Source organism: Bradyrhizobium australiense (genome assembly GCF_013114825.1).
Lineage (GTDB): Bacteria > Pseudomonadota > Alphaproteobacteria > Rhizobiales > Xanthobacteraceae > Bradyrhizobium > Bradyrhizobium australiense.
On the sequence record NZ_JAAVLX010000005.1, the window covers coordinates 449,886 to 472,071 of the forward strand.

A 22,186-nucleotide genomic window follows, 5' to 3' on the forward strand; every position below is an offset into this window, starting at 1 on the left:
CGCAATGAATGCCGCGGTAATGAGAAAAGTAGGGATCGGGATTAACCCTCATCCGAACGAGCTCGATTGCAAGCGGATCGAGCGTGCCTTGAGCTCGCGCCAGCGCTATCGCTATGTCTCGCCGAATGTGAAACCGGTGAGGGGTGGCTATCTGATCGAGAGTCCATGCTGCTCTCACAATATCGATAAGGACGGCGGCCTCATCGACGTCGCGCTAGTCCACTATGACACGGTGAACGGGATGTGGAAGCTGTTTCGAAAGAACCACGCAAACGGAATCTGGGAGTTTTATAGCATTTACTACCGCCTGACCTCCGCAATCGAAGAATTGAACACCGATCCCGAGCGGCTGTTCTGGCAATGAAGCTGATTTTGGAACCAGTTATATGGGAGCCGCGATGGCGCTTGGCACAGACGAACTAATCGAAATCGAACGGGTGCTTGCGGCAGCGGAGCCTGATGCAACCTCATTTTCCGAGCTGCGGCGCCGCTTTCCGCAGCTCGCCGTGACGCGCTGTGATGCCTCTGACGTGACGGAGCAGCCGTTCCGGAGTTTTCCGCATTTCGATCTGCATCTGATCGATGGCTGCGATCGCTGCGTGCAGATCACGACTGATCCTGCGCGGGCGATTGGCATCCTCCTGGCGACAAGGAGTACCGGGCTGTGACCGGCGTTGGAGTCGCAGGGCAACGCAATCATGGCGCATACGCGGCTGATGTTGCCTTCATTCCGCTCTCCGATCCCGATATAACCTCCGCCGAGCTCTCTGCCGTTGAAGCGCTGCTGTGTTCGCCGCGAGTCTCCAATGGACCGATCACTGACGTCTTCGAGAAAGCCTTTGCCGCCTATCTTGACCGCAAATATGCCGTTGCCGTCCCCAGCGGCACGATCGGGCTCTTGCTTGCGCTAAAAGCGCTCGGCGTCGGACCAGAGCAGGAGGTGATTGCCTCGCCTTATTCGTTTCGCGAGACGGTGCATGCTATCAGTCTAGTGGGCGCGCGGGCCGTATTTGCCGACGTCGACTATTGGTCGGGAGCCTTGGCTCCGGCGAAGATCGAAGAGCGTGTCACGGCCAACACGCGGGCGATTATAGGTGGCAACCCCAATGGCCATCCAGCGCCATGGTCGGAGCTGCGCGCGATCGCGCAGCACCATCAGCTGCCGCTCCTGGAGGATTCGACCGAAGCGATCGGATCGCGATACAAGGGCGAGCTCGTCGGCCGTTTTGGCGATATCGCCGTGTTCGACTTCGCCCAGCCACTGGCCCTGACCTGCGGTGAAGGCGGGATGGTGGTGACCGACGACATCGACTTGGCCGTTGGCTTACGTCGCCATCGCGCACATCGGCTGGATGAACGCTCCTCCGTTGTCATCAGCAGCGCAGCGCCCCACCAGGCCGGCATGAGCGATCTCACAGCTGCGCTGGGCCTTGCGCAGCTAAGGCGCCTCGAGGAAATCCTGGAGCGGCGCCGGCTCGCCGAACAGCTTTACAACGCGCATATGCAATCCTTTGAGGGTATCAAGCCGCCTTATGTGGCTCCCGATGCGACCGTCGTGAACTGGTTCCTCTATCTCGTCCATCTCGGGACGCGCTTCACGCGCTCCAGCCGCGATGCCATCGTAGATGACCTGCGCATCGAGCAGGTCGAGGCCGCCGCCTATTGCCATCCGTTGCATTTGCAGCGGCATTATTTTGATCTCGGCTATCGGCATGGCGATTTCCTGGTCACGGAGAAGATCGCCGATCGCGCCCTGGCACTGCCATTTCACACCCATCTGACCAGCGACCATATCGAGTTTATCGTGGAGACGGTGAAGGATGCGTCAATCAACATCGGCGCTGGCGCAGCAATTTATTAAACCGAAGAATCATCAATGGGACGCAAACGGAAAGCGTGAATGTCGACAGTTAGGGTCTCACAGTGGGACAAGATAATGGAGGTCATTCAGGCCACATCACTATTGGCGGTGCTGCAGAACCCGAAGATTCCGGACAAATACAGGGGGCAGACCAAAGACGGATCCTCCGACGTCCAGCAAGGCCGCAAGGAACTCTCGAGGATAGGTCCGAAGAGCGAGCTGGAGAATGAGAAGCTCAAAACGATCGGAGCCGTCGGCTCCGAGTTGCGGCTCGCCCGCGAGCCCAAGGTGCTCGGAACGAACACATGAACATCGAGCCCTTGGGCTTCGGCTCGGGCTTCTGCAGGCTCGGCGCTAAATAGCAGGGAAGGCAAATGAATTTCGCAGCAGGTCACTGTTCCCTGAACGGGATAGTGGTCGAGATTGGCGAGCGCCGGCCGGCCTTAGGCCGCACGATGGTTTTGGTTTTCTCAGCGCGCCGTCGGTGCCTGCCAGGAGCTGGCCGGTGAACTTGGCGCGCTTCGGCTAACCCGTGCCGCCGTCGATGCGTTCAGGCAGGAAAACGTGACGACAGCATGAGCCAAGGGAGCACCGCGACATGGGCAGCCAAGAGATTGAGGTGTTCACCGTCTGTCACGCCGATGCAATCGAGCGGGGCGGCGCGAAGGGCTTTAGCCTGTCGCGGATCGACGAGAGCGGCGAGAGCCGGCCGTTTCCGATTGTCGTGGTGCGGACCTTCGGAAACGACTACCACGGCTACATCAACCGCTGCCCGCATGACGGTGTCTGGCTCAACATTGGCTCCGGAGAATTTTTCTCGTCGGACCGTGCCTTTATCAGATGCGGCCGGCACGGTGCGATCTTCGAGATCGACAGCGGGCTTTGCATCGACGGCCCCTGCAACGCAAAAGCCCTGGAGCCGGTCGCGCTCGCCGTGGTCGACGGCGACATCTGCCTATGTGGCGTGAAGCTGGTGGAGGACAACGGGTTTCCCGATCCGTTCGAGGACAGCGATGAAACCATGGACATCATGATCCATCCGGATTAACAGGCATGATCTCATGACCGTGGCTCAGGAGTCTTTCGGGAAAGCGCCGTCCTTCGGATGAACATTGGCGCAGGCCTGCGCCTGTCGCTGCTTTCGAAGTCGTGAGAAATCAAAGTGCCGGCACGCCGGCGGAAGTCATCCTGGCATGAATGAATGGTACTGGGACACTCGAACAACGAGACGCGCAGCGATTTCGATGTTCGAGCGCATTGGCGGCCTTGTGAGGACCGATCGGCCGTCGACAGCTCTTATAGCGCATGGAGGCATTACCCGAAACGGAGATCATCGGCGCGGTGCATCCGGCTGATGTCCGGGGCAGCAAGCAGGTCTTCAAGTGCTATCTCACGGAGCGGACGGCGGGCCAAGACCCGACACGCCCGAGCAGGGCTACGCCAGCGCCATCTCGGTTTTCTCATTGGCGGCGCCGCTCTCAACCCCGCTGGCTCGCTTGCATCTGCGCCGCATTGCTGGGACGATTGCCAACGAAACCGCGCTCGCCGAACTGGACCTCCCGCTAGCAACTCTCGGCCGACTGGGGGCGCAACCAGGCGGGCAACCCGGGATGATGAAAGACGGCGGCGCTTCCTAAAACTAGGTAGAGGGCCTGACCTCGTCCCGCTTGGCTTTTGCTTTCCGTTCGCTCTTGGCCTGCGATAAGACGCCGGGGTCCTTTTAGGAGAATTGGCGGCTACCTCTCCATATATTGCTAGATGCGCAACTCGCGTGCTGCGAGCGCGAGCTGCACGGTCCGACCCTGTGTCGGGAGTGAGGCAGGCCGGCAAAGGGGGTGAACATCGACGCCAGCACTTTTTGGTCGGGTGAAGCCGGGTGCGGCCTTTGCTTCCGATGACAACCGCGCTTATGGAGGGGGCCGAGACCGAGCAGGTGCTAGTGACATCCAAGGCGGCGCTTGAAGCAGAGAAAGCCCCCGGCGGTCACAATCACAACGCCGCCGAGGGCTCCGTCTGGGCTGGAGGGGGATGTTTGAGCCCAGACGTAACAGGACCGTTAGGGTGAGATAACGATCCTGTATCAGGAGTTCTTGAGACTCGCTGAAACCAGATTGGCCGTGCGTGCAGCGAGAGGGGGAACAACCCTGCGAAGTACCAATCCCAGTCACGCACGGCAATTCAAAGGGCATATCCATTGACCGTAGTCTTGTAGTCGAGGTCTCCGCCCCCAGGAATGATTGAAGGCAAGCGCCTCAAGGTGTATAGCGCGCAGCGCCGGCGCCACTGGCATCGCTGATTGCGGTTTGCCAGTGCCGCCAGTTCGGGCTTCTAGCCGGCTTGGCTTGCGAGCTCGCGCAATCCACGCTCGGCGATCAACGCGCCCGTCGTCGCACGGTCCAACGCTCTCCGAAAGATGCGGTCGGTTCGCGCCGTATCATGCCGGTAGGCCATCACACCTTGCTGCAGCAAAGCGTCGATCTCATCAGGAAGATCGCCGAAATTGATGGGCTCCTCCGTGACCGTTATGGCGATCGCTTCATCCTTGAGATGACATTGCAAGAGCCGGGCCATCCAGAAGGACGGGGATCCTCGGGCTATTTTGGGCCTCGCTTGCGGAAAAGCTTGAGGCGCGCGTGTCCGGCTCGATTGTTTGTCACGTCTGCAACGGAAGAGACCGCTGCTGTAGCAAACGTGACAATGACTGGCAGTCGGACGTTGGCAGATTGAGAAGGATCGGCGCGGAAGCGGGCGTCGCGCATCTTGGTTCGAAGCTTGCATGCAGAAGCAAGATGGCGGAGCAAGCAAAACGGGAGCAAGGAGGATCGCGATGATGGGACGAGACTTTGAGGCCCTGATCAGGAAGGGCTTTCCCGAGGCGGAGGTGTCCGTGACAGATATTGCCGGCAACGGCGACCATTATGGCGCCCACATCATTCCGCGTGCCTTCCCAATCAAGAGCCGAAGCAGCATCAGATTTTGCATGCGGCGCTCAAGGGGACAATGGGTGACGAACTTCACGCGCTCGCGCTGATGACCGCTGTCCCAGTGGCGATGCACTCGGACCTTGTCTCTCTTCATATAACCCAATCGAACGCGTGGCAGGCGCATGAACTCAGAAACGGAATTCGAGCTTCCTCAACTCTACAGGCATCACGTCTTTGCCTGCCACGTCCAGCGTCCGCCCACACATCCGCACGGCAGCTGCGGTGCAGCTGGCGCGCAAGTTCTGTGGGACAGGATGAGCAAGGCGATCGAAGCGCAAGGGCTCACCGATATCGGCTTCACGGCGGCGGGCTGTCTCGGCTTTTGCAACGTAGGTCCCCTGATGGTGATCTATCCCGATGGCGTCTGGTACCGCCCGACCACGCCTGACGATATCGACGAAATCATCGAGTCCCATCTCAAGGAAGGCAAACGCGTCGACCGCCTGGTAATGGTGTTGAAGCGGAGCTAGACGAAAGGCTCGGTTAGCGCCGCCTGCGCGGGCTATCAAGTACGGCGCGGCTACACGTCCAAACGGAACGTCTCTGAAACGTCGGGATTACCAGCTCACCAGGATGATGAGTGGTGGTGACCTCACGCCTCTCTTCAAGAAATCCGTCCGCAACACCGGGCCCTTGACCTTATCGGGGTGGACTTTGATCTCATCGGGATCTTCGGTGAGATGAATATTTCTGATCACGGTGCCGCGCGTAGAACGAGTTTGAGCTTCAAGTCCTTGATCACCGTGACGGTGTCACCCTGGTGGCGTACCGCTTGAAGCTGGCCTGACCTCCATGTGGTGCTTTCCGCCAGTCGCGCCGACATGAGAAAATGACTTAATCGATTGCACTTAAACCAATTCGATCGTGTCTGTCGTCACCTAATCCTGGCTCCGCCAATAGCTCACAGCCAAAACGGATGCGGCGCCGGGGCCCGGCTCCCGGCGCTGAGAGAGATGATGCTTCTTCGAATCGTCAGCTCGCTCGATCTTTTTGTTTGGAACCGGTTTCCACTCTTCCGGATCGTGCTCTTGTCAGTACTTGTAGGTGATGCCGCCGCCGACCAGCCATGGGTCGATATTGGCGCGCCCGGTGACGGGAATGGCGTTATTGACGGTGGCCGAATAATCCGGCCGCAGCCACAACTTCTTCACGTCGACATTGAGGCCCCAGTGACTGTCGAGCATGTAGTCGAAGCCGAATTGGACCGCGGCGCCAACCTGGTTGCTGATGTGCAGATCCGTCATCGCTAGGCCGGCAAACGGCGTATTGGCCGCAGACTGGTTGAAAAAGACGGTGTAGTTGATGCCAGCGCCAATATAGGGCTTGAACGCGCCGAAATCGGTGAAGTGATACTGCAGCGTCAGCGTCGGCGGCAACAACCAGGCTGTGCCGATCTCTAGCCCGTTGAGCGTCCCGGTGCCGCTGATCTGATGCCTGGTCACGCCGAGAATGAGTTCGGCGGCGATGTTCCTGGTGAAGAAATAGGTGATGTCGAGCTCCGGTATGGCCTGATCGCTGATCGAGAGCCCGGAATTCGCCGACGACAGGGGCGGGATACCGGCAACATTGACCAAGCTGCCTCTTGCATCCGGCAGCACGCCGAGCACGCGCAGGCGGACCATCCAGGGATTGAAGGGGGCGACCGGCGGCGCCTTGGTGTAGATCGACGCCGATGCCAGATCCGCAGCCCGTACCGACATGGCGGCCCCACCGAACGCCGCCGCGAGCACGAGCAGCGACGCCATCGTTAGAATTGCTCTTGTTCTCATCGCATTCTCCATTCCCAGTCAGCGCGGGGAGTCGCGCGACGCCTCTGTCACACCACAAGCGGGCTGGTGATGATGTGATGCGGATCAAATCGGGCGGGTGATGGCGCGATTAAGTCGACGCGTTGCAAAAGGATCACTGGCCGTGCAGCATAATGACTTTTCTTCGAACATTTCGCTCTATATTTGTCTGAGCAGGATTCTGTCTGTATTGTACCTCAGCCGGCGAGCTCTGAGTCCACCAGAGAGCGGTCGGAGGCGACACAGTTCGTGACCTGTACAAGATAAGTCGTGGCTGCGCTGCATTCGCAACTACGCTGTTGTTGCACTGAGGTTTACCTATCGCCGACCAATATCGCTCTGCGCCGAAGCGGCAATCTCGAAGACGCCATGCTGCTCATCCTCACTCATCACGGTTGCGAGGCAGTAACGTTCCGTTTTCCGTCAACCAACTGAATGGCTCCAGGCGGATGAGGCGTCTCTAATGCGCCAAGACTTCTACTCCGCGGACGAGGCGGTCAGCAAATTTGAGCCTAAGAAATCGGTGCTCGCTCAACTTGCCTGCTTGTCGATTTACCAAAAGAAGACAGGTGCCAACGCAGCGAAGTCGAAAAGGCCCGCTCTGATTGGGATGGCTTGGTACTCGAACGGACGATTTACCGCGATTGAAACGTCCATAGACTGAATTAAGGGCAGCTGCTGAGCTTGAGGAAGTCGATTGATACCGCTAACGCTAAGGCGCACGGGGAGACAGCGGTGCCCGACGCTCTGTGTTGTCGAGCAGGGCTCTTAAGAGTGCACCAGCCGGCATCGGACGCGCCGACCGCCCTTGGATTGCCGAAGGCGAATGTGCGGTGCATTCGCCGCCAGACTAGGGCAAGCGCAAACGCTCGCCCTGTCGTTGCGCGCTCCACAACGCTCTAGCTATTGCCAACTGGAGGTCGGCCGTGCGCGGCGTGTTAGCGTACTTGTCCCGCCGGCTTTTGAACTCACCGCGAACTCCTTGGTCGGTGAGCGCGGCGAGTCACCATGGCTCTTCCGCCCCATCATGGCCTGAATTTATTCTCGCCAGTTCGACCCGATGGCGTTCCAGTTAGGTGGTTCTTGCCCGAGAATGTTGCGAACGAAGAAGTCCAGGAGCTTGAGCTTGCTGTAACTGCTTGGTGCTACGTGATCTGCGCCGGGCACCACAAGCCAGTCGAAGTATTTTCCCGCCCTAATGAGCCGGTCGGCAAGCTGGAGAGTAGAGGACGGATCGACAATGCGGTCCGTTTCGCTCACAATGAGCAGCAGCTTACCTTGCAATCTGAAAGCATTGTCGACGGCGGAGGATTGAGAATATTCGATGCCAACTGGCCAGCCCATCCACTGTTCGCTCCACCAGATCTGGTCCATCCGGTTGTCATAGGAGCCATTGCTCGCGACCGCTACCTTGTAGAAATCAGGATGGAAGAGCAGCGCACTCATAGCGTTCTGCCCGCCGGCGGACCCGCCAAAAATGCCAAGGTTCGAGATATCGTACCAGGGATACTTCGCACTCGCCGCCTTGTGCCACAGGATTCTATCGGGAAGGCCGCCGTCCTTCAAGTTTTTCCAAGCAACGTCGTGGAACGCGCGAGAGCGGTTGTTCGTACCCATTCCATCGATCTGAACGACAATAAACCCGAGCTGCGTGAGAGGCTCGACGAAGGCCGAGAAGGACTTGGGAACGGAAGACCTAGTCGGGCCGGTGTAAATGTGCTCCACAACCGGATATCTCTTGTTTGGATCGAAGTTGACCGGCAGGTGAATGATACCCCATATATCGGTTTCACCGTCCCGCCCCTTGGCATGGAAGCTGAGTGGCGGCTGCCAACCGGCGGCGACGAGTTCGGAGATCTCGGCGCTCTCGACCTGCATCAGCTCGGCATTATCGCTGGCTCGGTACAGCATCAAGCGGGGCGGGGCATCGATGCGTGACCAGAGGTCGACATAGTAGCGGCCGTCAGGCGAGAACTCGATGTGATGATTGGCCAGCTCAGGCGTGAGCGCGGTCAGTCCCTTCCCGTCGAAGTCGATGCGGTAGGCGTGGACGAAATACGGGTCCTCCGCTGGGTTCATCCCGCTCGCGCCAAACCAGATCTGGCGCTTGACCGGATCGACGTAATAGACCGTGCGGACCACCCAATCTCCTCTGGTGATCTGATTTTTGAGTTCGCCGGTCCGGCCATTGAAAAGGTAGAGGTGCTCGTATCCATCGCGCTCGGACGCCCAGATGATCTCCTTTCCGTCGTCAACATCGTAGCGGAAGGTCTTTCCAGTACGCGGCTGATTCACCAGTGGCTGGTAGTCGACAAAGGTGTGGCTGACCTCATCAATCAAAGAGCGCACCTGGCCGGTGGTGGCGTCCACCTCGACAACACGATAGAGCTGACGTCCGCGCTGATTAAATTCGAAGGTGAAGCCGCGGCCATCCTTCCACCACAGGATCGGCGAAAGACTGTAGGGATTTGGGAACGAAGCATTGTCGACCGCGATCTGGCGCCGGCTGACGATGTCAAACAGCACCGGCTGGTGCAGTGCCAAGGTATCACCCGCCTTCGGATACGTCATCGTCCAATGTTTCGGTTGAAGCTGGTCCCTCGGTGATGATTCGAGGTAATAGACCTGCCGTTTGTGCCCTGGGCGGATGCGGTAACCCGCGAGGTGACGCGAGTCTGGAGACCATTTCAGCGTCGACAAAGCATAGTAGTTGGATTCAGATCCGTCCCAGGTCAATGGGATGTTTCGAGAGCCATCCTTGCTGCGCAGGAACAAGTTGTAGTTCTTAGAATAGGCCAGCCATTTGCCGTCAGGCGAGACGCTTGTCTTCTCTCGATTATTTTCCGCGGGTGGCGTGCGGTCATACCTGTACTGATAGGCTTGGGGTGGCATGGTATTGCTTGTGCACGCATCGCTTACAAGGTCGCAGCTCCACCGGGTATTCTCGATGTTGGAGGTGATCCTGCCAGCATCTTTGGCCATCTTGAAACCGGCGAAGGGCAGATTGTCGGCCTTATAGTCCTTGTGGCTTGCCCTGTTCAGCGCGGCCGCGAGGCGGGTGTGATCAAAAGCCCGCTGTTTTGTGCCCGTGGCAGCATTCACGAGAATGAACTGATGCTTGCCTTAGTTGTTTGCCGATAGACGAAAGACTCACCATCTGCGAGCCAGAATGGCACGTCGGGGACATTGGTAGTGAGCTTTGCATATTGATCGCCGATCGTCATCGCTCGCTTGTAATCGGAGAGCTGCAGCTGATTTGCAGTGCTGTCCGTCGGACCCGCGGCAGCGGACGCCTGCTGAACCAACAGAACAAGCGTCAAAACGCCGAACTTGTACATGAACGATTACCTCTCCTGTTTGTTTGGGATGAAACACAAGTGTTGACTTCCCGAATGTTGTGCAGCTGCGGCTAGCGTCTGCTGCAGATACCGCACCGGATTTCTGGCGTAGAGCGCCGTGAACGCTGCTTTCAACTCCGTAACGCTCGTGGTGTGCAGAATGGATGCTAACGGGGCGCGATGCGCATCCCCGTGTTTCTCGATTACGATGTCATCTAGGCGACAAGAACGTTGAATGTTGAACCAAGCCGCGCGTCTAAGATCAAACACGAAACCCCATGCCAGTTATAGATTGCTGTCGACATGAGATCGGCCATGCTCGCGTCTACGCCACTTGACTCGTTGTTGATATCGCCCAGCTTGTTCTACCAAGCACGCTCGCCTTCAGGCTGGGATCGTCAAGGATGAGAAAGGCGACGATGGGAAATGGACCTCGTCGAAACAACCAGCATTTCGCCGTGCGGCGTGCGTAGGCCTTGGTGTAGAAATGCGGGCATCCGGCCTTCAGACAGAGCTGAAGTTCTAAAATGATAGCGATCGCCTCGACCGCAATGTATTCGTGCCATTCGGAGAAGCGCGCCGCTGGCGAAAAGTCCTCAATGGTGATCACGCTGTTTGAGACGACTGACAGGACCCGCCGTATTTCGCTTCTACACGCCCTTGCGCGGGCTTGTACGGGACAGACCTCGAACTTTCAGGCCCAGGCTCATCGAGCTGCTCATGAAGCATTGCGAAGCTGCCACTAGCCGCGCGGCAGACGAGCACGTTCGTCGATCAATCAATGCCTACCCTTAAATTCGCTACCCTCCGGTATTGAGGCCGCTGGCACGAGAGCTGAACTTCTGAAATAAGTTGTGACAGATCAAGGCACGATTAAACCTGAGCCAGAGCAGGAGGCCATGGTTTGTCCCTGGTGGGCTGATCAGCCGTTCGCCTGACCGGCATCTCCGCTAGAGCCGTCCGTCTCGTGTTTACGAATGAATTCCCTTATCGCGCTGGGTCAACGGTCTTCAGACGGTTCAGCGCGCGCTCAGCTTCGAGATCGGCGGCTTGGCGGTGACGGTTCTTGATCTTATTCACCGCATCTACCATGCGTTCGAGCTGCCTCATTGGCGTTGTCTTTCCGGGTTTGTCCGCGAACCTCTCTGCCTGCCCGAGTGCTGACCATGAACGCCTACTCGGTCGGCGTCCTCCTTATCATGGAGAGAGAAACGGCCCGTTGATCTTTTCTATGTGGATCCGCGGCGGTCCCTCCGCAGGCTCGACGGCGCGAGCGAGCTTCGTCAGCGCCTGCATGCGGCGTTCCTAATCTTCCGCGTAATGGCGGCCAAGTTCAGATGGCTATTCTGTCCCCCTTGTCGGAGATTGCACCCTCGATCGAGGGCTGGTTGAGCGCTGCAAGTTGATCGTAGCGGATATCCTGGGCGGTACGTGGAGCGTTGCGGCATTTTAGCGAAGCTTCAACTCTGCTGGGGAACGGAATCAGTGTCGTCCTCCAGGTACTTCAGCATGTTGTTGCAGGCGTCCTCGGCCTCAGCGAAGCTTTGGAGGGGCGTGCCGAGAACCCTGATCGCGCCACGGCCCTGGTGAAGCGGACGCCACGACGCGACGTAGCCCAACCTTCCGCGAAAGCTAGGACCGGCGGGGCTCTGGAAGCTGATCACGAACGAATAGTGGTCGCTGCTTGCGCTCCATATGTCCATGTCTTCGACGGCACGATGGAATTGCAGGGGCATCACGGTCCATTCGCTGGGCCAGCCCGAGAACCAAACTGCTGCGGGCCTACGCCGGGCAGGGTCAATACATCGCAGCTCTCGCCGGCAAATTGCGTTGCGTGGTCAACCCATGCCATCCCTTTCTTATAGCCAGGGCCGGAAGTAGGAGCATTGACGTCAAGCTTCGGCGTACATTGTAACAATCGAACTCCACGAACTGCTAGATTGTATGTCTGAGGGGAAGGCCGGAGGCCTATGGCCTGCGAGGCCACTTCGCCTCCACATTGCAGCAGTTAATATGGATGTCTTGCGGACGGCGCCTTGCGGTAAATCAATCTGGCTTGAGGCGATGACTTAAGAGCTGGGCAAACCCGATCTAAGACCGTACACAGCACTCTGGTGACAACGCGCGAATGCGGTGCCGGCATCCCGGTCGACGCCCATCAATGACTGCTCTGCGCTGGGGGACATATCGCCGCCGCCAATCTCATCGAAGATGCCCGCCGCTTGCCCCTAGAACATAGCTATGCATCTTGGATTAAGTGAGGTCGAGGAGCGGGGCCGTTAAGCGACAAGTGTACGGCGGTCCAATCAACATCAGCGCGTTTGGCGGCCGAGCTCATCGAGCCGGCTCGCGAAGCGGGTGCTGCCGGACGGATGGCCAGGCGGTCGCGAAAAGGGCACAGTGGAAATCAATGGTGGCCTTCTAGCGCAGAGGGTCAGAGAGCACTGCAGCGGCACTAGCGGGCTGATGTCAATTCGTCATTCGACCGACAGAGCTTTGGCAAAGAAGTCAAGTCCTCCCCTCGAGTTGGGCCAGTCGATGAAGATCCGATACCTGAGATAGCAACACGCTACCACACGAATTAGATACATATAGTCTTGCATGATAGGAGAGAGCTGGCCCTGAAAGTGGAGTTGCTGCTTGACGACAGGCAAGATTGTCCCGCGAATCAGGAAAGACGATGAGCAGGAGCGAGCCGGCACCACGCACCGGCATTCAAGGCCAAGGTAGCGTTAGCCCTGATCAAAGGCGGGATGAAGCTGACCCAGCTGATTTCGACGTGCACCCGAACCAGATCACGCGATGGAAGTCCAGCTTCAGTGGAGCCCAGGTAGTTGGTGCTGACATTGGCAACAGAACGAGCGCACGCGCGATGGACGTGGAGACGCTGCACGCCAAAATCGGGCAGCTGAGACTGGAGAACGATTTTTCAGGAAGGCGCGCTCAGCGAAGCTCGGCTGCTAAGCGTAAAGCGATGGTTGACGGTGGGCACCACCTGCCGATCACGAAACACAGGGAAGTTTTGAAGATCAGCCGTAGCAGCGTCCATCATCTATCGTCCGTGGAGTAGGGTGCCAGTTGCGGTCTAGCACTAAGAAACGCTTGATCTACTATACGCGCGCGAACGCGGACCTGCTTGTGACTTAGTTCGCCGCCGGATCGATGAGCACACACCCGTACTTGATCATCGTTTCGACCTCTGCGCGAAAAGCCTGGCGCGAGGCGTCGCGTGAATAGAACATGTGGCCGCCCGGATAGACCACGAGTTTGATCCGCGGCGCCGAGGCAAAGGGCGGCAACTGATCGAGCGCAAGCTTGGAGCCGAAATAGGGCGTGACAAGATCGAATAGGCCGTGTCCGACCAGCACGTTCATCTTCGGGTCCGTCGCAAGGATCTGGCGCAGCTCCGACAGCGATTCCGGGGGGGTGCCGTTGCCGAAATTCCAACCCGGCCTCACCGCGCGGTTGAGCAGTTCATAGGAGCCGTCCGGGCGCCAGTTGAGCTTGCGCGTCAGGACATCGACGGCGGCACTCGCCAGCGGCGCCGCCAGCGCATCGCCCGAGGGATCGCCGAAGCGGTGGCCATCGGAGTCCGGATAGGGATCGAGACCGCGTGCCGAGGCGTCATAACCGCCGGTCACCTTGCCGCTCTTGCGATCGAACTCTCGGCGGAATTCGCTGATGCCAAAGCGCCCGGCAAGCCGTCGGCTTACGGCCTGGTCGATGCCGGTCAAGGCGGCGACCTTGTCGGCGAGACGGTTGGTGGCCTCCTTGTCTGCCTCGCCCTTGATGAGGTCGGCCAAGAATTCGCCACGCGCGTAAGCTTCGACGTCGGTGAAATCCGCGCGTTTGACTGCTCCCCTGCCTTCGCCCTTGGCTTCGCGGGCTACCGCGACATAGCTCGGCAGCGTCGCGACATATCGCAGAAGGCTCGTGTCTCTAGACTCGCGGTAGTCGAACAGCGGCGAGACCAGGATCAGGCCCTTCACGCCGACGCCCTGCTGCATCTGCAGATTGCGCACGACCTTCGGTCCGCGAATGCCGCCATAGCTTTCGCCCGCGACATATTTCGGCGAGGAGAGCCGCTCATGCTTTTCGAGCCAGCGGCGGATCACAAGCGCGATCGAACTGGCATCGCCATCGACCGAATAGAACCGCTTGCGCACATTCTCCCCCGTCGCCACGAAACGGCTATAGCCGGTGCTGACGGGATCGATGAACACGAGGTCGGTAAAATCGAGCCAGGTCTCGGCGTTGGGCCTGACCTCCGGCGAAGCCGACGGCGTGACGGTCTCCGCATCGATCGGCAGCCGCCAGGGCCCGGCACTGCCGAACTGCAGCCAAGCCGAGGATGAGCCGGGGCCGCCATTGAAGAGGAACGTCACCGGACGGGTGGCGCGATCTGTGCCGTCGAGCTGATAGGAGGTGTAGGTGATGTCGGCCTGCGGCTCGCCCTTGTCGTCGAACACGCGGATCGAGCCCGCAGTCGCGATGAAACGAAGCGTCCGCCCGGGCAGCTCCAGCGTCTGTTTGGTCGTGGAATCGGGCGGCAGACCATGCTGCTCGGCGGCCGCTGGGGAACTCGGCGTGCTGCCGCTGCGCGCGCCGGGCCCGCCCTTCTGGCCGGCCTGCATCGTGGAGTCGGGGCGCGGCGGCGGATCGTCGGCCCGGGCGCCGCCCATTACGGCGCAGGCAAATAGGGCTAGCGCAAGAGAGGTGCGGCGCAGCGCGGTCAAATCAAACAGCATGGAGTTTCTCCCGGTCCGGCCGCACTTTGCGCGCACGAGGCGTGTCTGCCAAAAACGGCTCTACTCACTTAGCTGATAGTCGGGGAACAACAAACCTACTAAGTCCGGTAGCATTCGCTATGCCAGGTCCTTCCTGTCGGCGGCAGAAACCTGCCTGGATCACTCCCGCCGGATGATCTTCGACGTGAGTTGGGCGAGGAGTTCGGTCGTGCTTTCCGTGCTGCTGACGGGCACCAATTCCTGTGCCCCCCGCGAGTGGCATGTCAATCAGCACTGGAACGAATCCTACGGGATCCAAAAGGTCCACGCCCAAAACATAATCCTCAGCACAAGGCACAGGAGGCGCTCGCAGAGCATGCCAACTCAGGCGACCCTAGCGTCCAAGTCGTTGATCGCGGTCTGTATCGTTCCGCATCAAACGCGAAAGGTGGGGCATATGGTGGCCGATGCCGGCGGCGAGGGGCGATTTGGCGTTTCCCTTGGCGATCTCGACATAAACCTTCGTATCGTTCCGTCGTACCTTTTGGACGCTCGACGATTACCTGCGTTCAATTGAGCTGCAGATGGCGATCGTCCTAGGCTGCATCCTGCCCTCCTTGGGCGTTTCCTCCCTAGACTTCGGGCCGCTTGTGGCAACGCAGGCGGCCCGTTTTATCGCACGCTCCCGCTGGCTCGGAAACAGGTGGGTATGAGCGTCACCATCGACACCAAGCTGGCCGAACGTCTTACGGCCAAAGCTTGATGAGCTGGATAAGTGATAGACCCCATCACGTCCGGTAATCTCAAAGATTGGGGCCAGTATCGGCGCTAGGGGGTGCCGAAAGACTCCCCGCCAACGTGCGCACGATGGAAGACATCCTGAAAGAGTAGGAGGAGAGGGAAGGGATGGTACGCGTTTCGACGATGGAACGGCACTCGAAGTCGGAGGACCAGAAGGCCGAGCTGTTGAGGTCTATCGCGATCTGTGCAGCATCGAGCTGCTGAACAACAAAGGTCTTGGCCGGCATCTACATCGAGCCGAGAAGACCAAGGGGGGCTCATCCTGTCGACCGGCGCGATCAAGGAATCGGTCTGGCACGGCACCGTCGACCTGGTGCTCAAGAAGGGCGAGACCGCCTTCAAGGATGAGCCGGAGACCGGCACCTATTTCCACGGCTAGACCTTAGGGTCGGTGATTGGGTTGTATCCCGGTCCGGCGATGCCCGCCGCGTCCGGATCATGGCGTGGATTGCCGCATGGTCGAGGACACGTTGCTCGACATTGTGGTCGACAACCCCGACGTGATCACACACCGCTGATAGTGATACCCTTCGGGCGCACTGAACGAGAGCTCCCGTTTGTCAGCTTTGAGACCAATGTCCCGCGACGTGACGCTGCACACACACGAAGTTCGAAGCGACTGTAGATCCTCCAATTTTCAAAATCGGCACGCCGCTTGCTTCATTCGGGGCACCATCACCGGTGGGCGGTGCTGTAGGGGCGGACTCGGCACTTTCTCTGTGCTGTCCAGCCGCTCCGCCAATTTGCTGTGAGGCGACATGAAACAGCATGTTCGAGCGGCTGCAACTGCGGTCGCAGCCGCTCACGCTACGCCGTTGTGTCCTTTGCGTGTCAGAACACGAAACTACCAACTTTTGCTCCCGGGTTTCCCGACGATGTGCGTCGATCGCCTGGCCGCCCGGCTCGCTACGCGCCTTGCATTTTTGTCGCCGGCTTCGGCATTGCGGCCTTGGTGCCGCTGGTGCCGTTAGCGCGGGGGCGGTTGGCGGTCGATGATGGAGTTCTCGGTTTTCTGCTGCTCTGCCTGGGCGTCGGCTTGGTCGTCTCGATGCTTTTCAGCGATTTGCTGTGCGCGCGCTACGGCAGCAAACCGATCATCCTGATCGGCGGCTTCGGAATTGCGCTCATCCTGCCGTGGCTCGCGGTTGCCAGTACGCCTCTCGAGCTTGAGGCCGCGCTGGTTGCCTTCGGCGCCTCGTTCGGCTCGATCGACGTCCCTGAGAATGTCAATGCGGTCGAATTGGAACGTGCAGCGAAGCGTCCGCTGATGTTCGGCTTTCACGCGAAATTCAGCATCGGCGAATTTGCCGGCTTCGACAGCGATGACCGCATTGGCTGGCTGCACGTTGGGGCTTCTTCATCACCCTAATTCGCTCGAACTTATGGCGATCGCGATGGCGCTGACCTGGCCGCGGAGCAGGCATCGCTGTTCGTCATGCCGCATCGGTCCATTCCCGCAGGTAGTGCAGGCGATAAGGAATCTTAATGACGACACTGCGGTCGTCGCTGACGCCCCAGTTCTAGGCGCCCGCATATCGAGCATTTCATCTGGCTCGCGCGCCTGGTTTGAGGCGGCGCCAGCTGAATCGCTTCGCGGCGCGCATCGCCGGATTCCGAATTGGCTCTAATCCGCCATAGAAGAGCGTGCCACAAATTCTGGGTGTCTCTCGATAACGGACCCAGTAACTTTGGAGTCACGTACACGGCGCGCAGGTGCGAGCGTTTGCGAAGCGTCTCTATGGAATAATGGCCGTCGGTTGATGCATGTCAATGCGACAGACCGCAGCGCACGAATAGAAGCAAGAGTTGCCGACGACCAAGGATAGATTCGATGATCGATTTCGCTGTCCGTCGCGATTTGCCAACTGCGGCGCTGCTCGCGTGGCGGCCGCGGACCCGAATGCAAAACGCGGAGATTTTAAAGACCGGCGGGATCAACTGCGGTCTCAACGATGAGGCTGAATGGTACACCTGCGAGAAAAATTCGGCGCATCGCGCGGTCATTTCGGATACCTGTTCATGACGCAGCCTTGTAGTCTGTTAGTCGCTGAATTGGGCGCACGATTCGATGCTGGTGGCGGCGTCGGGCGCTGCGACGAGCAGCGAACATTCATGTCGCGCGCTTTGAATGAGACCGCGACGTGTCCGACGACGGAGACTAGCAGATGCGCCTGATGAGCTTTGCCGAGCCTGCCGATGCAACAGGCGAAGCGAGCGCCGCATGAGTTCATTTTTTCAGCGGCAGCTTGCCGATTATGTTCAGTATCATCGCGCCCCCTGGAATTGCGCCATGCATGTCTTCGGCATCGTGTTCCTGTTCCTGGCTGCCGTTCTTCCGCTCAGCCAATGGCCCATCGCCGTGTTCGGGATCCAAACCAGTGTGGCGGCCATCGCTACCATGCCGGTGCTCATCTATTGGTTCCTGCTCGACTTCGCGCTTGGAGCCGCGATCCTTGGGGCTGCGATCGTATTGCTTTCAGTCGCCGCCATTATCGCAGGTCAGGCAAATACTGTCGAAATGTGGTCGCTTACCGCTATCCTGATTGTGATGGCAGTGCATCGCAGGTTATTGGGCACCAGGTGTTCGAACGTCGCCGGCCGGCACTGGTCGACAATCCGATCCATCTGTTGCTCGGACCGATGTTTGTAATGGCGAAATTGTTTATCGTGCTCGGATTTCGGCGCGATCTCGCCGTCATCATCGACGAGCGTCCGCAAGGCCATTTGAGTTCGTCGTGAACAGATGTGCGCGACATTGCCGAAGGTCTTATCGTTGCCGTGGGACGCGGACGGGCTGGACATCGCTTCATGCTCGGCGACGAAGCGATCCCGCTGAAACAGATTCTCGAACTCTTGTCGGCGATCAGAGGCCGCCGCGCTCGGCGGCTTGAGGTGGCCGGCCGAGTTGCCGAGATTGGGCGCTGCAGTGCTGGAATTTATCGCCGATCACGTGACGCGCCGATCTCATTCCGATAAGGCCGAGGGCGTTCGTATCACATTGCGTACGGAGGTTTATCGAGCAGAAAGGCAGGCCGATGCGCGCATTTCTCCACCGCAGAGTGCCGTGCTAGTTGGGATACCTCGCAGAGAGAATAGGACGCCTATCAGAACGCCTGCAACAGCATCGCACGCAGCAGTTTCTCCGGCGGGATCAACGGCCGCCCAATCGGCGAATGGAGCGCGGCAAGCTCGCGCTATAGCGCCGACAGCGCCTCGCTCACGATGGATGATCGCAGCGGTGATCGCGCGGCGCCCGCGGCTCCAGGTCAACGTAGCTGAACAGCTCGCCAGTGCGATTGTCGCCGCCGCGCATGCACGATCTCCGTATCTCATCGAAGGCAATGAATCCCGCTCGCCGGTCGGCGGCGAGCGCCTTTTTCAAAGCCTGCTAGACTGGTTGCTCGACACAGAGGTCTTGGCTGGTTGGTTTGGCATTTCCAAGAGGGATAGCTGCTCAGGAGCGACCAGCATTTCGTTGGTGCGCGCGAGCCGGGTTGCCGCGTCATGAGACCCGCTCGTTCCAGGGGCAAGACCACTGGTGGACCCCGAAGTGCCGTTGAATCTCCCAAATGTACGAGCGTGTAGAGCCCTGACCGCCTTCAGCTCCTCGGGCCCGTCAAGAATGGGGAGCGGAGGAAACTTCGTTCCTTCCCTCTCGGTGGAACTAGGCGCTCTACAGCTCACCCGCTGGAGCAGTGTCCCCCGGTTCCCTCGCGCGAGCATCGCTCGACATCATCTTGCATGCTCCGCCCAAGCAGCGACAGCACGGGCCCATGATCGAATCCCGCGCATCTTGCGCCATCGGCGTTGATCAGCGGGCGCCTTATCAGGAGCGGATCGCTCAGCATCAGCGCGAGTGCGCTCGCCGCGTCGCTTGTGTCGGGGTTGATTTCGCCTGACTTGATACGCCGCGCGGCGCGGTTGAACCAGGATGCGACCGGCGTATTGCCGAAGAAGCGGCGCAGTTCCTCCGCACGCCACGGCTCCTTCAAGATATCCTTGGCAATCACGTGGTGGCCCGCGGCCTTCAGCGCTTGCATCTGGCGCGCGTTGGTGGCGCACCCGGGTTTGTGATAGAAAATGATCGTCGCCATGGCGCGCCTATTTGCGCACGCTGAGCCGCACGATCGGCGGGGCGCCGCAACGTCGGAGAATCGTATCGACCTTCTTACGGACGGCTTCCAAGGTCAGCGGCTTGAGCAGCGCGCCCTGCGCGCCGGCCTTGATGCCTTCGACCGCGGTGGGCCAGTCGTGTTTGTCGCAGATGATCAGGATCCGAACGTCGGGAAAATGGGCTGCAAATTCACCGATCAGCGTCGGCCCCTTTAGCTTCAAAAAGGAGGCGCCGAGCAGCGCCACATGCGGCTTCAACCCATCGACGCCCCTGGCAAAGGCCTCTTCCGGCGTTGCAAGCTCGTGCGTCTCGATCTTGTCATGCAGCATGAATTGCAAGGCCGCGCGGGTGGTCTCGTCATCGTCGACCACGAACACCCGTCGCTGGTCCACTGCTTTAGACCTTTCGACACCGATCTGCACTGTCGCTCTCCTGAAAATCCGCTCCGATAAAGCGCTTGCAAGAGCGTTAGCAATTTCCGTTCCGTGCATGAATGCATCGAAATGGCCCGCGCCAGGCCGGCTTTTGCCCGTTCGATGCTAGCGATCCTTGTCCGGCTTCTGACAGCGGCACGAATCCTGTCACGTTCAAAACACCTGGTTTCATCCACCGGCTCACGATTTTTTAAAGCGTAATCAGAAACTTAAAGAGCGTGGACAGGGTTGGCACGGCGGTTGCTATCAGGATGCAGCAACACTGAGTGAGGGCTGAGTGCACGCAGACGCGCAAGACGAGCGATGCTCTCCTTCCCTTGAACCCGTGTGCCTCGTTTCTGAGAGAAACAAGCTCGCGCGCGAGCCAGCGCGCAATCTTTGGCAAATTGGTTGATGGAGAGAGCAACATGGCTTCACTGAGACAAATCGCGTTCTACGGCAAGGGCGGTATCGGAAAGTCGACGACTTCGCAGAACACGCTGGCGGCGCTGGCCGAGATGGGTCACAAGATCCTGATCGTGGGCTGCGATCCCAAGGCGGACTCGACCCGCCTGATCCTGCACGCCAAGGCGCAGGACACGATTTTGAGCTTGGCGGCGAATGCCGGCAGCGTCGAGGATCTCGAAATCGAGGACGTAATGAAGGTCGGCTATCAGGACATCCGCTGCGTCGAGTCGGGTGGTCCGGAGCCGGGCGTCGGCTGCGCCGGCCGCGGCGTCATCACCTCGATCAACTTCCTGGAAGAGAACGGCGCCTATGAAAACATCGACTACGTCTCCTACGATGTGCTCGGCGACGTCGTCTGCGGCGGTTTTGCGATGCCAATCCGCGAGAATAAGGCACAGGAGATCTACATCGTTATGTCTGGCGAGATGATGGCAATGTATGCCGCCAACAACATTTCCAAGGGCATTCTGAAATATGCCAACTCTGGCGGCGTGCGGCTCGGCGGCCTGATCTGCAACGAGCGGCAGACCGACAAGGAACTGGAACTGGCGGAGGCGATGGCCAAGAAGCTCGGCACCCAGCTGATCTATTTCGTGCCGCGCGACAACGTCGTGCAGCATGCGGAGCTGCGCCGCATGACCGTGCTGGAGTATGCGCCGGAATCCCAGCAGGCCGATCACTATCGCAATCTCGCGACCAAGATCCACAACAATGGCGGCAAGGGCATCATCCCGACCCCGATCTCCATGGATGAGCTCGAGGACATGCTGATGGAGCACGGCATCATGAAGCCGGTTGACGAGACCGTCATCGGCAAGGCCGCAGCCGAACTCGCAGCCGAGTAAGGGGCACACCGACGGAAGCCGGCCTCCCCAATGCTCAATAAGGAGGTCGGCGTTCCCGTGAAAGATGTCGTGACCAGCATCACGATGCAGCTGAGCATACTTGATCACTGTGGAAAGGTCGGCAATCCATGTTCGAAGCGCAATTGTTTCCGCTTATGGCTGCCAGAGCGACTGAAGCGAACGGTGAGCGGCATAGGGGAATTGCGACCTATCGCCTGCTCACTGGGGCGGACCCCGCGGATGCCGACATAACCAGTGACAGCAATTTCGATCGCCACGTGCTGGCGTCTATTCTGGCGGCCGCCACGATGGATGGTGGTCTGGTTTCCGAGAAGGTCGGTCTGTCCGGCCATGAGCTGGCCGAGTTGCTGGAGAAGTACTTCCCGTCGATTCGGATAAACACCGAGGAGTTGCTCTTGCGTGTCGAACGCAATGAGAGCGACGAGGCGGCAATACTGCGTGATCTCCTGCTCGCACAACGCTCGACCGAAGGGGACATTGGCAACTGGCTAGCTGGGATGATCGCGCGACGCGCGATCGAGCCAAATCACTTGTGGGAAGATCTCGGATTGCGCGGTCGTGGCGAACTATCCCGGCTCCTAGGCCGCCATTTCGCGCCGCTGGCTGCGCGCAATACCAATAATATGCGCTGGAAGCGCTTCTTCTATCGCAGGCTGTGCGAGGACCACGGCCTTGTCATGTGCACGACGCCGGTGTGCACGCAATGCAACGACTTCAACCTCTGCTTTGGCGATGAAAGCGGCGAGAGCCGGATGGCCGAGCGCCGGCGCGAGGTTCTGCTGCAGGCGGCTGTCCCAATTGCGGCCGGCACCTGGCCGTGAGCGACA

General features: G+C 59.3%; 24 protein-coding genes and 2 pseudogenes. 15 read left to right on the forward strand and 11 right to left on the reverse strand.

What is annotated here, in order from left to right; all coding sequences use genetic code 11:
• Positions 1 to 4 precede the first annotated feature (4 nt).
• From HCN58_RS18310 to HCN58_RS18330, 5 genes are all read left to right on the forward strand, one after another.
• Positions 5 to 364: a DUF3024 domain-containing protein gene (locus tag HCN58_RS18310; protein WP_171580773.1), complete on the forward strand. Its 360-nt coding sequence runs from the start codon at positions 5 to 7 to the stop codon at positions 362 to 364.
• A gap of 34 nt (positions 365 to 398) precedes the next feature.
• Positions 399 to 668 (forward strand): DUF6129 family protein, encoded by a 270-nt coding sequence (locus HCN58_RS18315; protein ID WP_171580774.1) that lies wholly within the window; start codon positions 399 to 401, stop codon positions 666 to 668.
• Positions 665 to 1,861, forward strand: coding sequence for a DegT/DnrJ/EryC1/StrS family aminotransferase (locus HCN58_RS18320; protein WP_171580775.1), 1,197 nt, complete (start codon positions 665 to 667; stop codon positions 1,859 to 1,861). Before HCN58_RS18315 ends, HCN58_RS18320 begins: the two co-directional genes overlap by 4 nt.
• 39 nt (positions 1,862 to 1,900) lie before the next feature.
• Positions 1,901 to 2,170 carry a hypothetical protein gene (locus tag HCN58_RS18325; protein ID WP_171580776.1) on the forward strand — a complete coding sequence of 90 codons (270 nt, stop codon included), beginning with the start codon at positions 1,901 to 1,903 and terminating at the stop codon, positions 2,168 to 2,170.
• Between the two features lie 289 nt (positions 2,171 to 2,459).
• Entirely contained in the window at positions 2,460 to 2,909 is a 450-nt protein-coding gene (locus HCN58_RS18330; protein ID WP_171580777.1) for a Rieske (2Fe-2S) protein, read from the forward strand.
• 1,280 nt (positions 2,910 to 4,189) lie between these two features.
• On the opposite strand, the gene HCN58_RS18335 is transcribed toward HCN58_RS18330, so the two are convergent.
• A complete protein-coding gene (locus HCN58_RS18335) occupies positions 4,190 to 4,432 on the reverse strand; it encodes a hypothetical protein (protein WP_171580778.1) in 243 nt (80 codons plus the stop codon).
• A 256-nt stretch (positions 4,433 to 4,688) separates the two neighbouring features.
• Between HCN58_RS18335 and HCN58_RS18340 the strand changes: the two genes are divergently transcribed.
• Positions 4,689 to 4,892 (forward strand): hypothetical protein, encoded by a 204-nt coding sequence (locus tag HCN58_RS18340; RefSeq protein ID WP_376701187.1) that lies wholly within the window; start codon positions 4,689 to 4,691, stop codon positions 4,890 to 4,892.
• Positions 4,893 to 4,967: 75 nt separating this feature from the next.
• Complete coding sequence (locus HCN58_RS18345; protein WP_065749064.1) at positions 4,968 to 5,315, forward strand: (2Fe-2S) ferredoxin domain-containing protein; 348 nt, start codon at positions 4,968 to 4,970, stop codon at positions 5,313 to 5,315.
• Between the two features lie 87 nt (positions 5,316 to 5,402).
• Here HCN58_RS18345 and HCN58_RS37470 read toward each other — a convergent pair whose 3' ends face one another.
• The 6 genes from HCN58_RS37470 to HCN58_RS18370 all read right to left on the reverse strand — a co-directional run bounded on the left by HCN58_RS37470 (position 5,403) and on the right by HCN58_RS18370 (position 11,706).
• Positions 5,403 to 5,543: a hypothetical protein gene (locus tag HCN58_RS37470; RefSeq protein WP_376701188.1), complete on the reverse strand. Its 141-nt coding sequence runs from the start codon at positions 5,541 to 5,543 to the stop codon at positions 5,403 to 5,405.
• A gap of 333 nt (positions 5,544 to 5,876) precedes the next feature.
• Positions 5,877 to 6,614 (reverse strand): OmpW/AlkL family protein, encoded by a 738-nt coding sequence (locus HCN58_RS18355; RefSeq protein ID WP_376701189.1) that lies wholly within the window; start codon positions 6,612 to 6,614, stop codon positions 5,877 to 5,879.
• 1,056 nt (positions 6,615 to 7,670) lie between these two features.
• A complete protein-coding gene (locus HCN58_RS18360) occupies positions 7,671 to 9,734 on the reverse strand; it encodes a S9 family peptidase (protein WP_311966828.1) in 2,064 nt (687 codons plus the stop codon).
• Positions 9,731 to 9,970, reverse strand: a complete 240-nt coding sequence (locus HCN58_RS35900; protein ID WP_235983698.1) for a hypothetical protein — start codon at positions 9,968 to 9,970, stop codon at positions 9,731 to 9,733. The genes HCN58_RS18360 and HCN58_RS35900 overlap by 4 nt, the downstream gene beginning before the upstream one ends.
• 325 nt (positions 9,971 to 10,295) lie before the next feature.
• The gene (locus HCN58_RS18365) at positions 10,296 to 10,580 is read right to left on the reverse strand and encodes a hypothetical protein (protein ID WP_171580780.1); all 285 of its coding nucleotides are present in this window, start codon (positions 10,578 to 10,580) and stop codon (positions 10,296 to 10,298) included.
• Positions 10,581 to 11,430: 850 nt separating this feature from the next.
• The gene (locus HCN58_RS18370) at positions 11,431 to 11,706 is read right to left on the reverse strand and encodes a hypothetical protein (RefSeq protein ID WP_171580781.1); all 276 of its coding nucleotides are present in this window, start codon (positions 11,704 to 11,706) and stop codon (positions 11,431 to 11,433) included.
• A 1,002-nt stretch (positions 11,707 to 12,708) separates the two neighbouring features.
• Here HCN58_RS18370 and HCN58_RS35905 point away from each other — a divergent pair.
• Positions 12,709 to 13,025 (forward strand): annotated as a pseudogene (locus HCN58_RS35905) (transposase); the annotation flags it as partial.
• An 88-nt stretch (positions 13,026 to 13,113) separates the two neighbouring features.
• On the opposite strand, the gene HCN58_RS18375 reads toward HCN58_RS35905, so the two are convergent.
• Positions 13,114 to 14,718, reverse strand: a complete 1,605-nt coding sequence (locus tag HCN58_RS18375; protein ID WP_171580782.1) for a S10 family peptidase — start codon at positions 14,716 to 14,718, stop codon at positions 13,114 to 13,116.
• 964 nt (positions 14,719 to 15,682) lie between these two features.
• Between HCN58_RS18375 and HCN58_RS18380 the strand changes: the two genes are divergently transcribed.
• From HCN58_RS18380 to HCN58_RS36775, 5 genes are all read left to right on the forward strand, one after another.
• Positions 15,683 to 15,877, forward strand: coding sequence for a hypothetical protein (locus HCN58_RS18380; protein WP_171580783.1), 195 nt, complete (start codon positions 15,683 to 15,685; stop codon positions 15,875 to 15,877).
• 603 nt (positions 15,878 to 16,480) lie between these two features.
• The gene (locus HCN58_RS35910; protein WP_311966829.1) at positions 16,481 to 16,867 is read left to right on the forward strand and encodes an MFS transporter; all 387 of its coding nucleotides are present in this window, start codon (positions 16,481 to 16,483) and stop codon (positions 16,865 to 16,867) included.
• A 462-nt stretch (positions 16,868 to 17,329) separates the two neighbouring features.
• Positions 17,330 to 17,521 carry a hypothetical protein gene (locus tag HCN58_RS18390; protein ID WP_171580784.1) on the forward strand — a complete coding sequence of 64 codons (192 nt, stop codon included), beginning with the start codon at positions 17,330 to 17,332 and terminating at the stop codon, positions 17,519 to 17,521.
• 267 nt (positions 17,522 to 17,788) lie between these two features.
• Positions 17,789 to 18,148 (forward strand): hypothetical protein, encoded by a 360-nt coding sequence (locus HCN58_RS35915; RefSeq protein WP_283814606.1) that lies wholly within the window; start codon positions 17,789 to 17,791, stop codon positions 18,146 to 18,148.
• Positions 18,079 to 18,237 (forward strand): DUF962 domain-containing protein, encoded by a 159-nt coding sequence (locus HCN58_RS36775; protein ID WP_311966830.1) that lies wholly within the window; start codon positions 18,079 to 18,081, stop codon positions 18,235 to 18,237. The genes HCN58_RS35915 and HCN58_RS36775 overlap by 70 nt, the downstream gene beginning before the upstream one ends.
• Positions 18,238 to 18,605: 368 nt before the next feature.
• On the opposite strand, the pseudogene HCN58_RS18400 reads toward HCN58_RS36775, so the two are convergent.
• The 3 genes and pseudogenes from HCN58_RS18400 to HCN58_RS18410 all read right to left on the reverse strand — a co-directional run.
• Positions 18,606 to 18,811 (reverse strand): annotated as a pseudogene (locus tag HCN58_RS18400) (transposase); the annotation flags it as partial.
• A 367-nt stretch (positions 18,812 to 19,178) separates the two neighbouring features.
• The gene (locus HCN58_RS18405; RefSeq protein WP_171580785.1) at positions 19,179 to 19,592 is read right to left on the reverse strand and encodes an ArsC/Spx/MgsR family protein; all 414 of its coding nucleotides are present in this window, start codon (positions 19,590 to 19,592) and stop codon (positions 19,179 to 19,181) included.
• Between the two features lie 7 nt (positions 19,593 to 19,599).
• Positions 19,600 to 20,034 (reverse strand): response regulator, encoded by a 435-nt coding sequence (locus tag HCN58_RS18410; RefSeq protein ID WP_171580786.1) that lies wholly within the window; start codon positions 20,032 to 20,034, stop codon positions 19,600 to 19,602.
• Positions 20,035 to 20,453: 419 nt separating this feature from the next.
• Here HCN58_RS18410 and nifH point away from each other — a divergent pair, with 419 nt between their 5' ends.
• Both nifH and HCN58_RS18420 read left to right on the forward strand, forming a co-directional pair.
• Positions 20,454 to 21,338: a nitrogenase iron protein gene (gene nifH, locus HCN58_RS18415; RefSeq protein ID WP_171580787.1), complete on the forward strand. Its 885-nt coding sequence runs from the start codon at positions 20,454 to 20,456 to the stop codon at positions 21,336 to 21,338.
• Positions 21,339 to 21,466: 128 nt separating this feature from the next.
• Positions 21,467 to 22,180 (forward strand): nitrogen fixation protein NifQ, encoded by a 714-nt coding sequence (locus HCN58_RS18420; protein WP_171580788.1) that lies wholly within the window; start codon positions 21,467 to 21,469, stop codon positions 22,178 to 22,180.
• Positions 22,181 to 22,186: the final 6 nt, after the last annotated feature.

What these genes read in the sequence shown, in the direction of transcription:
- HCN58_RS18345 (WP_065749064.1), top strand. Translation starts at nt 4,968, where the DNA reads ATGAACTCAGAAACGGAATTCGAGCTTCCTCAACTCTACAGGCATCAC.
- HCN58_RS18405 (WP_171580785.1), bottom strand. Translation starts at nt 19,592, where the DNA reads ATGGCGACGATCATTTTCTATCACAAACCCGGGTGCGCCACCAACGCG.
- HCN58_RS35900 (WP_235983698.1), bottom strand. Translation starts at nt 9,970, where the DNA reads ATGTACAAGTTCGGCGTTTTGACGCTTGTTCTGTTGGTTCAGCAGGCG.
- HCN58_RS18330 (WP_171580777.1), top strand. Translation starts at nt 2,460, where the DNA reads ATGGGCAGCCAAGAGATTGAGGTGTTCACCGTCTGTCACGCCGATGCA.
- HCN58_RS18420 (WP_171580788.1), top strand. Translation starts at nt 21,467, where the DNA reads ATGTTCGAAGCGCAATTGTTTCCGCTTATGGCTGCCAGAGCGACTGAA.
- HCN58_RS18325 (WP_171580776.1), top strand. Translation starts at nt 1,901, where the DNA reads ATGTCGACAGTTAGGGTCTCACAGTGGGACAAGATAATGGAGGTCATT.
- HCN58_RS18335 (WP_171580778.1), bottom strand. Translation starts at nt 4,432, where the DNA reads ATGGCCCGGCTCTTGCAATGTCATCTCAAGGATGAAGCGATCGCCATA.
- HCN58_RS18375 (WP_171580782.1), bottom strand. Translation starts at nt 14,718, where the DNA reads ATGCTGTTTGATTTGACCGCGCTGCGCCGCACCTCTCTTGCGCTAGCC.
- HCN58_RS18310 (WP_171580773.1), top strand. Translation starts at nt 5, where the DNA reads ATGAATGCCGCGGTAATGAGAAAAGTAGGGATCGGGATTAACCCTCAT.
- HCN58_RS18315 (WP_171580774.1), top strand. Translation starts at nt 399, where the DNA reads ATGGCGCTTGGCACAGACGAACTAATCGAAATCGAACGGGTGCTTGCG.
- HCN58_RS18390 (WP_171580784.1), top strand. Translation starts at nt 17,330, where the DNA reads ATGATCGATTTCGCTGTCCGTCGCGATTTGCCAACTGCGGCGCTGCTC.
- HCN58_RS18370 (WP_171580781.1), bottom strand. Translation starts at nt 11,706, where the DNA reads ATGCCCCTGCAATTCCATCGTGCCGTCGAAGACATGGACATATGGAGC.
- nifH (WP_171580787.1), top strand. Translation starts at nt 20,454, where the DNA reads ATGGCTTCACTGAGACAAATCGCGTTCTACGGCAAGGGCGGTATCGGA.
- HCN58_RS18340 (WP_376701187.1), top strand. Translation starts at nt 4,689, where the DNA reads ATGATGGGACGAGACTTTGAGGCCCTGATCAGGAAGGGCTTTCCCGAG.
- HCN58_RS35915 (WP_283814606.1), top strand. Translation starts at nt 17,789, where the DNA reads ATGCATGTCTTCGGCATCGTGTTCCTGTTCCTGGCTGCCGTTCTTCCG.
- HCN58_RS18355 (WP_376701189.1), bottom strand. Translation starts at nt 6,614, where the DNA reads ATGAGAACAAGAGCAATTCTAACGATGGCGTCGCTGCTCGTGCTCGCG.